Genomic DNA, 11,996 nt, shown 5'->3' on the forward strand with positions numbered 1-11,996 from the left:
GGTATGAATGCCTTTTAGAATGTGAGGTTGAGACCGGCTGAAATGGTTTTCGACAATGGATAAGTACGTCCATTAGTCCCGTCGCCGTCGAACTGCTCAGGATCGATGTATTTCGAACGGAGAGGCGTGTAGGTCAGCAGGTTTTCGCCGCTGATGTAGATCCTCGCCCTGGGAATGCGGACCAGCTTACTGATACGCTCCGGCACGGTGTAGCCGATCACTACGTTTTTCAGGCGCAGGTAACCTACGTTCTGGATGTAGCGGTCGTTGGTGGAACGGAGGTCGCCACCGTCATTAAGTGCCGTGTAACCACGCAGCACCGGAAAATAAGCATTCGGGTTTTCTGGCGTCCAGATGTCGTTTCCAAAATCTTTTGGTATAAACGAGTAGTAAGGTCGTGAATAAGGTCCCCAGAATTTGTCTGCATTGTTGCCGGGATACCAGTTTCTACGAAGAATCCCCTGAGCCAATGCCGATAGGTCGAAGCCATTCCAGGAGGCTCCCAGGTTGACACCATAGCGGAAACGCACACGGTTGTTACCGACAATCTTCATATCGCCGGGATCGGCAAGGGTGTTTGAGCCGTTGTTGATCTTGCCGTCGCCGTTTAGGTCCACGAAACGCAGGTCGCCGGCTTGCAGCTTGCTCCATTCGCCCGGTGCGCTCAGGCGTTGCTTGTTGACGAACGACTGATCGATCTTGAAAGCCTGGGCTTCTTCATTGCTCTGGAACATTCCATCGATGGAATAGCCCCACATTTCACCGATCGTCTGGCCTACATAAGGGCTTGAAAGCACCTTGTTCGGGTTGTCGTATTTGGTGATTTTGGATTTGGAATCTGAAACAATGAAGGACACATTATAAGTAAGCGCCTTGCCGGCCACTTTAAACAGATCCGCCCAGGCGATGGACAGTTCGAAACCTTTGGTTTGCAAATCACCCGCATTCTGGGTCGGCACGGTAGCCCCGTAAACGGAAGGAAGGACCTGTCCCGGAATAAGCATGTCGGTCGTATTCCGGATGTAGCCGTCGAACGAAAGGTTAAGCCGGTTTTTCAGCAACGTGGCATCGATACCGATGTTGGAAGTCGTCGCCGATTCCCAGGTGAGCCCGGAAGAAATAGGGGATGGGCTGCTCACGTATTGCAATTTCTGGCCGTTGGTGATCCAGGTCGATTGCGCCGTCGGCATCATTGGCACGTAAGGATAAAAGCTGGCAGAGCTGGGATTGTCGTTGAAACGCGGAGGCAGCTGGTTTCCCAACGTTCCGTAAGAAGCACGGATTTTCAGGTTGTTCACCACATTACGGACCGGTTCGAAGAAGTCCTCTTCGCTCAGACGCCATCCTGCCGATACCGACGGGAAGAACCCGTAACGCTTGCCTTCGCCGAAACGTGAGGTACCATCGTAGCGGCCATTCACTTCGAGCAGGTATTTGCCCTGGTAGTCATAGTTTGCGCGGAAGAATGCGCCGAAAAGCTCATACTGGTAAGCACCGCCACCCGATAGCTGTTCGCCTGTACCGAGGTTCAGGTCGTTGATGCTCTCCGAAAGCAAGTTCTTACGTGAACCGGCGAGCACCTGATGCTTCCGTGTTTCGTAGTTGATACCCGCCGTAGCACTCACATAATGTTTGCCGAAAGTATGATTGTAGGACGAGAACACGTTCACGACGTTCTGAGGATCGAACCAGAATGTTTTCTTCAATTGGTCGGTATTGTAGTTGGGGACCGTCGTGAGAATGCCTGGCTGGATGGAGTAGGTTGCTACGGCCGAACGGTACCAGTCGTCGGTAATGTAAAACGAATAGGAATGATTGGCGGTGAGGTTCCAGTTCTTGGCCAGATTCATTTCAACCGTGTTAATGGTCGTTAACTCGTGCACTTTCTGTTCACCACCCGCAACGCCTTTCAGGAGGTTAGCGAATAAGCCATCGCCGATCGAGTAGTTGTTTTTTAATGTGTTGTAGGTAGGCGTTCCATCCGGGTTACGCGGCGCGTAAATAGGTAATGCGTGCACGGTAATGGCTACGAAGTTGGCATTGGCACCGCCTTCCAGACCTGGATATTTGTATTTGGAATCGAAATACTGCGTGTTGTTGCTGACCTTCAACCAGGGCGTCAGCTGCGCGTTGATCTTGCTCCGCAGTGTATAGGAAGTGAATTTGTCGGTATTGATCCGCATGATCCCATCTTTTTCATATACTGAACCGGAGAGGAAATAGTTGATCTTGTCCGTGCCCCCGGAAAGGTTCAGGTTATGCTGGCGCGATGGCTGGCTCATGTTGAAGATCGTATTCCACCAGTCGTAGTTGCCGTAATAGTTGTAAATGTCTTTGCCATTGACATTCTTGACCACTACCCACGGGCGGGCCGGATTTTCGGTTTTGTCGTAACGGCGTGCTTCGATTTCCTTGTAATCTTCTTCCGAATAGCGGGTATAGCTGTTCCCCGTTGCGCGAATGAAGGCTTCATCATTAATTTTTACGTAATCATAGCCATTGGTCATGAAATCGGTGTTGATCGTAGGTTTCGACCAGCCGAAGTTGTTGCTGTAAGAAATGGTGGTTTTACCGTTTTTCGCAGTCTTGGTGGTCACCAAAATCACCCCGAAAGCACCGCGGGCACCATAAATGGCCGAGGCGGCCGCATCTTTCAATACCGAAACAGATTCGACGTCACCGGGGTTAATGCGGTTGATGTCGCCGGGAATACCATCGATCAGCACAAGCGGCGAGCCGCCATTGACCGAAGTTTCCCCACGCACGTTTAAAGCGCCTCCCTTACCAGGCTGACCGGTACTGAAAGTAATATTCAGGTTGGGTACCATCCCTTGCAGGATTTGTGACATGTTGTTCAAAGGCCTGTTTTCCAAGTCTTTGGACTGCACTTGCGACACGGCGCCGGTGAGGTTCACACGCTTTTGCGTTCCATAACCTACGACTACAAGCTCTGATAATGCCTTATTGTCCGCCTGTAAAGTCACATTGAGCTCGGTGCGGTTACCTACCACGATTTCCTGCGAAACATAACCGACAAAGCTGAAAACCAGCGCCGATTCCACATTCGGTACGGTGATCTCGAACTTGCCGTCGCCGTCGGTGGTGGTGCCCTGGGAGGTACCTTTCACGACGATACTTACACCCGGTAGCGTACCCTGCCCGTCCGATGAGCTGACTGTACCGCGCACCTGGATTTCGGTTGGTAATATATATTGATGCAGTTTTTCTTCCAGTTCGGGAATCACCGATTCCTCCCGGCTGACGCGCGTCTTCGCGAGCACGATCTGGTTATTGATCACTTTATAATTAATGCCACGAGGTGCCAGCAGCTGGTCCAGCACTTTGGACAACTTCTGGTTCTTTACATCAATGGTTACGTTTTCCTTCACGGAAACCCGGCTGCTGTACACAAAGCGGGTATTGGCACGGGCCTGGATCTCATTCAGGGCCTGTTTGAGCGAAACATTGCGGAGTGTGAGCGTGACGTCTTTACTCAGCACAGACTGGGCCGCAGTTTCCTTCGCATAACTGCCGGCTGCGAGCGAGACGGCAAGAATCCATTGAAGCAGTCCAATGCGCATAATTTTTCGCCAGTCGACCGGCTTGTTACGTACTGTTTTTTGCATAATTTTGATTGTCTGATGGTTAGGCACTATTGGATAAAACATCCTTTTGAAACGGTGGTACGAAGAAAAAGGATGGCATTGGGGCCGGGTAGTGGTGGTACACTTCCGGCCTTTTTTACGGTGGTACGGACGGGTTCATAAGTTCATGGGTGGTATTAAGGATTATTCACATGGTTCTCCGCTGATCGTAATGTTATTATCTGAAATGGTGTAGGTTACATCGAGCGAGGTGCACAGAATTTCGAGAATGTTGGGGAAAGTCTGTGACTCGAAATTAGCCGTCAGGCCGCATTTTGCGAGGCCTGGGTTTGTGAGTGAAATCGACACATTGAAGCGCTTTTCAAGCTGTTCGATCACTTTTTTCAGCGGTGTTTCTTCAAATGCAATAGAAACCGGCTCGTATATCTCCTTTTTGGCTTGCAGCGGGGATGTTTTTGAAATAAGGCGTTTTGAATCCAGTTCAAACAGCGCCTGTTGTTGCGGTTTCAGCACTACTTCCTGCTTGTCGAACGACTCGCCCTGTGCGGTTACCTGGACGCTGCCGGTGACGACGTCGACCTGGAATTTTTTCTGGCTTTCGATCGCCTTCACGTTAAAGCTGGTTCCCAGTACGCGAATAACCATGTCCCCGCTTTTGATATTGAATGGGCGCGTTTTGTCTTTTTTTACATCAAAAAAACCTTCCCCTGAAAACTCCACGAACCGCTTGTTGGTGGCAAATGCGGTTTGGTACATTATGGTGGATTTCGGATGCATGGTCACGACGCTACCATCGGGAAGCTGGTGCCGGACAATCTGCCTGCCGGTATTTTCGAACCTGGTCACTGGTAATGCTTTGGATGAATCGGATTTGAGGTCTTTGACAATAACCTCGGGCGATTGCGCTGTTTTCAGGTTTCCGGCAAGGAAAATACCCAGCGCGACGAGTACGGAGGCCGCTATTCCCGCCAGCCAATGCCATGGTAACCGGCGAACCGGCCGTTCTTCCGCCATATTCAGTTCCTGCCGGATATTCCCGAATGCCTCCTGCCGTATTTCGTCCTGTTCCGCATCGGGCAGATGGTCGAGATAGCGTGGCTCGCCTTGCAGCGAAACATACCACGCTTCGACGGTTTCTTTTTCTGCATCGGTGCATTCACCGGACAGGTATTTTTCGAGTAATGCGGGCAGAATACCGTTTGGCTTCATGAGATCGGGAATGTTATCAACCCAGAAGTCGCGCGCCGGAAGGGTAACCCTTACTCGTTTTTGGAATTTTTTTAAAAAGAAGAAAAAATAAGAAGAGCGCAGATCATATGCTCTTTCAAATGCTCTTTCAGAATGCGTAATGCCTTGGTAATGTGCTGCTCGACGGTTTTTTCTGAAATATTGAGCGCTTCACCGATCTGTTTGTTGGAAAGGCCCCGGCGGCTCATCGTGAAAACTTCATGGCACTTGGGTGAAAGCAAATGAAGGCCTTGCTCGTAGCGGTTTTGCAGATCGGAAGCCAGGGTCGGCTGATCGGCGAAATCGGAAGTTTCGCTATGGTGGATTTCCCACTGGCCATAGTGGTGCTGGCGGGTGTATTCTTTCCGATAGAAAGATATGATGAGGCGTTTGGCAATCGTAAACAGGAACGACCGGCCGCATTGGACCTGGTTTTGACGGCGTTGCTGCCAGATATTTACAAAAAGCTCCTGAACAATCTCCTGCGCGGCAAACCGGTCGTTAACCTTCGAGTAAGCATAATTGAACAGGGTTTTGAAGTAGCGGTTGTACAGTTCCGCAAAGGCCAGCTCATCGTCCTGCTCACCGATCAGCGCAAGGATATTTTCATCGGAACAGGTAGCGTAGAAGTTGTTCATCATGAAGATAGCCTTTTAATAATCTGATTGTTCTCGCTGAGAAGCGGAACAAAATTCGTACTTAAATTTGTGAGTTAACTCTTTAAACAGATTAAGTATTCTCGTTCTTTTTTTTACTTTCTTAACATAAATTTAACATTTTCCGGGACTCGCGCGGGAAATGTTTTGTAGCCATCAGTTGAACCAGCGCATGGAACGACAATACCTCTACGACGCCACCTAAATGAATAACTATCCCCAGGCCTCACGGATCCTAGTGGCCATCGACTGCATTATTTTCGGATTTGATGGCAAGGATATCAAGCTGCTATTGATTAAGAGGAATTTCGAGCCCGAAAAGGATAAATGGTCGCTGATGGGCGGCTTTTTGAATGCCGATGAAGATCTGGCAGATGGCGCCGTGCGGATTCTTTACAATCTGACAGGCCTTAAAGACATTTACGTAGAGCAGCTCGAAACCTTCGGCAAGGCAAACCGCGATCCCGGCGAGCGAACGGTTTCGGTTGTATTTTTTGCCCTGATCAAGATCGACGACCATGACTCGGAGGCTGTTAAAAACCATAATGCTTCCTGGATTTCCCTCGATGCCCGTCCGAAACTCATTTTCGACCACGAAGAAATGGTGTCACGTGCCATCGAACACCTCAAATACAATGCGGCCCTGCACCCGATCGGCTTTGAGCTCCTGCCAGAGCGCTTCACGATCCCGCAGTTGCAAAAGCTTTACGAAGCCATTTACAACATACCGATCGACCGCCGGAATTTCAGCCGGAAGCTTCTCTCAACCGGCCTGCTCATCGATACCGGCCAGAAAAACAACAACAGCGCCACCAAGAAAGCAACGCTCTACAAGCTCGACACCGAGCGATACAAAACCAAATTTCATTCGTTCTGGAATTTTATGCCTGATTCGATGAAGAGTAGGTAGGGGGAGGAAAGGGAGGAAGGGGAGGATGGAGGAATGGGAGGAAAAGGGGGAAGATTGGGGGCAAATCGCGTAGCGGTGTAATATTGGTAGCAATCCATGCGGAAGGAATGGCGAAATCCCGTCAGGGATGCGACAACAAAAATGGCGGCGGTGATGTTGTCATGCATGTTAGTTACATGCCCAGGGGCATTTGGCAGGCATGTGCAATGCGCAGCTACTACCGATATTATATGCCTAGCGGCATTTTATGTCTTTCTGCTCCAACAATCTGTATTTTTTGTTCGACCCCATCCTCCCCTTCCTCCATCCTCCCTTTCCTCCTTTCCCCAAAATTTAAATTGTGTCATTAATACACTAAAAACAATTTTATTTATATTTGTTAGGTGATAAGTTAAATAAATGCGTCAAATTGGTTCGAGAACATCCTAAACCGACATTTATGGAAGAGAATTATGTCATTGGTATCGACTTCGGTACCGACTCTGTGAGGGCATTAGTGGTGAATGCGAACACGGGCGAGCAGGTGGGGACGGCCGTGCGGGAATATCCACGCTGGAAGCAGGGCAAATATTGCGATGCGAGCGTTTCGCAGTTCCGGCAGCATCCGCTCGACTATCTCGAAAGTCTGGAAAGCGCCGTTACCGGTGCGCTGGCCCAGGCTTCGCCATCCGTGCGTGGTAATGTACGGGGTATTTCGGTGGATACGACCGGTTCCACGCCCGTGGCGGTCGACAGGAATGGCACGCCGCTGGCATTGCTTCCGGAGTTTGCCGAGAATCCCAATGGGATGTTTATCCTTTGGAAAGACCATACCGCCAATGCGGAAGCCGAGGAGATCAACCGGCTGGCGCATAGCTACAATATCGATTTTACAAAATATGTTGGCGGAATCTATTCTTCGGAATGGTTTTGGGCCAAAATCCTGCGCACGTTACGGGTTGACGAGTTTGTGCGCGAAAAGGCATTTTCCTGGGTTGAGCATTGCGATTGGGTTTCTGCCGAGCTCACGGGCATTACCGATCCGCTGCTTCTGAAACGTTCCCGCTGTGCTGCCGGCCACAAGGCCCTCTGGCACCAGGATTTCGACGGGCTTCCATCCAATGCGTTTTTCAAGGAACTCGACCCGTTGCTCGACGGCCTGCGTGGCCGGCTTTTCGCCGAAACAGAAACTTCCGACCAACCGATGGGCACGATTTCGAAAGAATGGGCCGCGAAGCTGGGTATCCCTGAGGATGTAGTGATTGGCGTAGGCGCTTTCGACGCTCATATGGGTGCGGTAGGCGCGCTCATTGAGCCATATTCATTATGCAAGGTTATCGGTACTTCCACCTGCGACATGCTGGTGGCGCCTAATGAGGAGGTCGGGCATTTGCTGATCAAAGGAATTTGCGGGCAGGTGGATGGGTCCATTGTACCCGGAATGCTGGGTATGGAGGCAGGGCAATCGGCGTTCGGGGATATTTATGCATGGTTTTCCAAACTGATCATCGAACCTGTCAGGACTTTGCTCGGTGAAGAAGAGGCCGCCAGCCTTTCGAAGAAACTGATCCCGCATTTGTCGGAACAAGCAGCCAGACTACCGGTGACAGAAAAAGACATTATCGCCATCGACTGGCTGAATGGTCGCCGTACGCCCGATGCGAAACATACTCTTAAGGGAGGGGTGTTAGGTTTAAACCTGGCAAGCGACAGCCCCCGCATCTTCAAGGCGCTTGTGGAGGCTACGGCCTACGGTTCCAAGGCGATCGTTGAACGTTTCAGGAATGAGGGAGTGCCTATCCATCAGGTAATTGCGATCGGTGGAGTGGCGAAGAAATCCGCGTTTGTCATGCAAACCCTGGCCGATGTCTTGAATATGCCTATCAAAGTTGCGGCCTCCGAGCAGGCTTGCGCATTGGGCGCGGCAATGTTCGCTTCGGTAGCGGCCGGCGTGCATTCCAACTTACAGGACGCGCAGGAGGCTATGAGCTCAGGTTTCGATGCGGTATATGAGCCGCGTGAGGCGCAGGCGGCTGTTTATCAGCAGCTTTATCAGAAATACCTGGAAGCAGGGGCCTATATCGAAAATGAATTTCTACAAAAAGCACATTTACAACTTACCTGATGCTCGATTTAAAACAGTTTGAAGTCTGGTTTATCACCGGAAGTCAGCATTTGTATGGCGAGGAGACACTCCGGCAGGTCGATGAACACTCGCAGATCATCGCCCGCTACCTCGACCAGGCCCCGCAGGTACCTGTGCGGGTAGTTTTCAAGCCGGTTGTCAAATCGCCGGATGAAATTTACAACATCATACAGGAGGCCAACAGCGTGCCCGGCTGCATTGGAATCGTGGCCTGGATGCACACTTTTTCCCCCGCCAAAATGTGGATCCGTGGCTTGCAGATCCTGCAAAAGCCATTGCTGCATTTGCACACACAATACAACCGCGACATTCCGTGGGCTGAGATCGATATGGATTTCATGAACCTGAACCAGTCGGCACATGGCGACCGCGAGTTCGGATTTATGATGACGCGTATGCGCCTGAACCGGAAGGTGATCGTAGGGCATTGGCAACAGGAACACGTGATTGAAGGCCTGGGCCAGTGGGCGAGGGTAGCGGCAGCCCGCCACGACCTGAAAGGGGCCAGATTTGTCCGGTTTGGTGACAATATGCGCGAAGTAGCGGTTACCGACGGCGATAAGGTGGCCGCGGAAATGACTTTCGGTTTCTCGGTGAATACGTACGCGGTAGGAGATCTGGTAGCGGTAATCAATCAGGTTTCGGATGCTGATATCGCTGCGCTGATCGGCGAATATTCCGATGCTTACCAGCTTGCTTCCGGCCTGGAAAACGGCGGCCAGCGTCACCAGGCCTTGCGTGACGCCGCGAAAATCGAGCTGGGTTTGAAATACTTTCTCAAAGACGGCAATTTCAAGGGTTATACCAATACGTTCGAAGACCTGCACGGAATGAAACAGTTGCCGGGCATCGGTTCACAGCGGATGATGGCGGCCGGCTATGGCTATGCAGGCGAAGGCGACTGGAAAACGTCGGCAATGGTGCGTGCATTGAAAGTAATGGCCAGTGGCCTGCCCGGTGGCAACTCGTTTATGGAAGATTATACCTACCATTTTAACCCTTCCAATAATCTGGTACTCGGCTCGCATATGTTGGAAATATGTCCCAGCATTGCGAAAGGAAAGCCGTCGGTTGAGGTCCATGCCCTGGGAATAGGAGGGAAGGACGATCCTGTGCGGCTCGTGTTCAATGCACCCGGTGGTCCGGCACTGAATGTCTCGCTGGTGGATATGGGTAACCGTTTCCGCTTGTTGGTGAATGAAGTGGAAGCCGTCGAAGCAACCGAGCAATTGCCTAAACTGCCCGTTGCACGCGTGCTGTGGAAGCCGCTGCCGGACATGCAAACCGGGTGTGCTGCCTGGATTTATGCCGGCGGTGCGCACCATACTGCTTTTAGTCAAAATCTTACGACCGAGCATATCGAAACCTTCGCTGAAATGGTGGGGGTAGAATTGGTTGTGATTGATAAAAACACTACCCTGCGGCAGCTGAAAAATGAGTTGCGGTGGAGCGAAGCTTATTACAGATAATCCGAAATGTCGAAATATCAATATCTCAAAGAGCAGGTTTACGAAGCCAACATGGAAATTCCGAGAGAGGAACTGGCGATCGTAACCTTTGGTAATGTCAGCGGCATCGACCGTGCTGAGGGTGTAGTGGCCATCAAGCCGAGCGGCGTTCCCTACCACCGTTTGAAGGTCGAAGACATCGTCATTGTGGACTTGGATAACGCATTGGTGGAAGGGAATATGCGGCCATCTTCGGATACCAAAACACATACATTACTTTACAAAAGCTTCCCGGCCATCGGAGGCGTATGCCACACGCATTCTACGTACGCGGTGGCCTGGGCCCAGGCGATCCGGCCGATCCCGAACCTGGGAACCACGCATGCGGACCATCTTACGGCCTCTATCCCTGTGACGGAGGTAATGTCGGACGAAAGGATCCGGCGGGATTACGAGCTTGAAACAGGAAATCAGATACTCGATCTGTTTGGTGATGGAAAGCTAAGCTATGAAGAGGTAGAAATGGTGCTGGTGGCTTGCCACGGCCCGTTTACCTGGGGGAAAGACCCCGCGAAGGCCATTTACAATTCTATTGTACTTGAAGAGATCGCGAAAATGGCCTATCTGACCTTGCAGATCAATCCTTCGGCAACAACCATCAAGCAAAGCCTGATCGACAAGCATTATTTCAGGAAACACGGGAAGGACGCCTATTACGGGCAGGGTTGTTAGCAGGAAACGATCTCACTCAGTTCTTTTTGGAGCTTCCGCTCCCGGAGCGGCGGCTGGCGATATTGCGCATCTGCTGCAGTGCTTCCTGGCGGGTCATTGCTTTCTCGTTGGACTTGGCCTCTTCGATGGCGTCTTTGGAAAAACGGCCTTTCAGGAGGTTAAAAATCGTGAAAATCATATCGGTTGTGCTAGTCGGGATACGTAACCCATTATCTACCCAAACTTAACAAAGAACGCGCTATAAAAAAAGAACTGCCGGTGTTCCCATTCACCGGCAGCCTGTGTTATTAAACGTTGAGTATAATGAGTGCTTTTTGCTAATCAGGACAATGCCTCTTTGCGTAACTTCTTTCCGGGGTGGAACTCGTCCTGGATCCAGCGTACAAAATTATGGGAATTGGTTTTGTAAATTTCCATAGACAGGGGCTTAATGCCACTGAATTCAACCTCTCTAACGTACTGTGCGTGCAATTTCAAAATCTCGGCCAGGGTCTTGCTGTCAGTTTTCATTAAACATTGTGTTAAGGTTTACACTGGTTGTTGGAGACTGTTCAATAAAGACGTACCCAGGCGTTCGTAAAATCTTTTAATATTTAAAAAATTATATTATTGGTTTGAAACATTATAGTGCGCTTCGGAAAATACCTATCCTTCACCGCATTGCCTGGAACAATGGGCGTTCAAATTGTTACATAATAGGACAATTTGTGGAGGTGTAGCTGATTTTGTCAACGAGCTTATCGGCTTGACAATCAACGAATAGGGGTATAGGTTAATTCCCGGGTCCTTAGAAATGTGCACAAAAGGCCTTTTCAGGTCACACGTGATAAAAGCAAAGAACAGATCCGCTTTCTGACTGTCCAGTTACTTTAATACACTAAAAAAATTATACTACAAATGTTCAAATCGCCAATTTCTTTTTCAGGAAAGGAATCTCGAGGGGTTTCGGGAGCAGATCGATAATGTGTTGGCTGGCTTTGGCTTTCTCGATGTCCCGCGTGTCGATGGTGGAGGAAAGCATGAAAATTCTGACCTTCTGACGGAGCGTTTCGGGTAGCTGCCCAAACTCCTCGATGAATTCGAAGCCATTCATGTCGGGCATCTGCAGGTCGAGCAGGATGATGATATCGGGGAGGTTTTCGGCCTGGCCGATCAGGTGTTTGAGGGCGTCGCGCGCCGAATTGAAGGTCTTGACTGAACTCGTAATCCCGCTTTTGATCAATAACTTTTCGTAGATAAACAGATCGAACGAGCTGTCATCTATCAAAAAGAAGTTAAGCAGTGGTTCCATGT

At 50.3% G+C, this 11,996-nt stretch carries 10 protein-coding genes; 4 read left to right on the forward strand and 6 right to left on the reverse strand.

The genetic code is table 11. The features are described 5' to 3' along the window. Window positions 1-14: 14 nt before the first annotated feature. The 3 genes from AAHB90_RS03535 to AAHB90_RS03545 all read right to left on the reverse strand — a co-directional run bounded on the left by AAHB90_RS03535 (window position 15) and on the right by AAHB90_RS03545 (window position 5,473). Complete coding sequence (locus AAHB90_RS03535) at window positions 15-3,626, reverse strand: TonB-dependent receptor (protein WP_342083524.1); 3,612 nt, start codon at window positions 3,624-3,626, stop codon at window positions 15-17. A gap of 162 nt (window positions 3,627-3,788) precedes the next feature. Then, window positions 3,789-4,814, reverse strand: coding sequence for a FecR family protein (locus AAHB90_RS03540; protein WP_342083525.1), 1,026 nt, complete (start codon window positions 4,812-4,814; stop codon window positions 3,789-3,791). A 71-nt stretch (window positions 4,815-4,885) separates the two neighbouring features. Beyond that, entirely contained in the window at window positions 4,886-5,473 is a 588-nt protein-coding gene (locus AAHB90_RS03545) for an RNA polymerase sigma factor (protein ID WP_342083526.1), read from the reverse strand. 220 nt (window positions 5,474-5,693) lie between these two features. Between AAHB90_RS03545 and AAHB90_RS03550 the strand changes: the two genes are divergently transcribed. The 4 genes from AAHB90_RS03550 to AAHB90_RS03565 all read left to right on the forward strand — a co-directional run bounded on the left by AAHB90_RS03550 (window position 5,694) and on the right by AAHB90_RS03565 (window position 10,703). Then, a complete protein-coding gene (locus tag AAHB90_RS03550) occupies window positions 5,694-6,398 on the forward strand; it encodes an NUDIX hydrolase (RefSeq protein WP_342083527.1) in 705 nt (234 codons plus the stop codon). Between the two features lie 439 nt (window positions 6,399-6,837). Beyond that, window positions 6,838-8,502: a ribulokinase gene (locus AAHB90_RS03555; protein ID WP_342083528.1), complete on the forward strand. Its 1,665-nt coding sequence runs from the start codon at window positions 6,838-6,840 to the stop codon at window positions 8,500-8,502. Then, window positions 8,502-9,992 (forward strand): L-arabinose isomerase, encoded by a 1,491-nt coding sequence (gene araA, locus AAHB90_RS03560; RefSeq protein ID WP_342083529.1) that lies wholly within the window; start codon window positions 8,502-8,504, stop codon window positions 9,990-9,992. The genes AAHB90_RS03555 and araA overlap by 1 nt, the downstream gene beginning before the upstream one ends. Window positions 9,993-9,998: 6 nt before the next feature. Then, window positions 9,999-10,703, forward strand: coding sequence for an L-ribulose-5-phosphate 4-epimerase (locus AAHB90_RS03565; RefSeq protein WP_342083530.1), 705 nt, complete (start codon window positions 9,999-10,001; stop codon window positions 10,701-10,703). Between the two features lie 16 nt (window positions 10,704-10,719). On the opposite strand, the gene AAHB90_RS03570 is transcribed toward AAHB90_RS03565, so the two are convergent. The 3 genes from AAHB90_RS03570 to AAHB90_RS03580 all read right to left on the reverse strand — a co-directional run bounded on the left by AAHB90_RS03570 (window position 10,720) and on the right by AAHB90_RS03580 (window position 11,994). Further along, entirely contained in the window at window positions 10,720-10,881 is a 162-nt protein-coding gene (locus tag AAHB90_RS03570; protein ID WP_342083531.1) for a hypothetical protein, read from the reverse strand. Between the two features lie 143 nt (window positions 10,882-11,024). After that, window positions 11,025-11,213, reverse strand: coding sequence for a hypothetical protein (locus AAHB90_RS03575; RefSeq protein WP_342083532.1), 189 nt, complete (start codon window positions 11,211-11,213; stop codon window positions 11,025-11,027). Window positions 11,214-11,604: 391 nt separating this feature from the next. Next, complete coding sequence (locus AAHB90_RS03580) at window positions 11,605-11,994, reverse strand: response regulator (protein ID WP_342083533.1); 390 nt, start codon at window positions 11,992-11,994, stop codon at window positions 11,605-11,607. Window positions 11,995-11,996: the final 2 nt, after the last annotated feature.

Origin of the sequence: Dyadobacter sp. OTU695, from assembly GCF_038440355.1 — a bacterium.
Taxonomy (GTDB): domain Bacteria; phylum Bacteroidota; class Bacteroidia; order Cytophagales; family Spirosomataceae; genus Dyadobacter.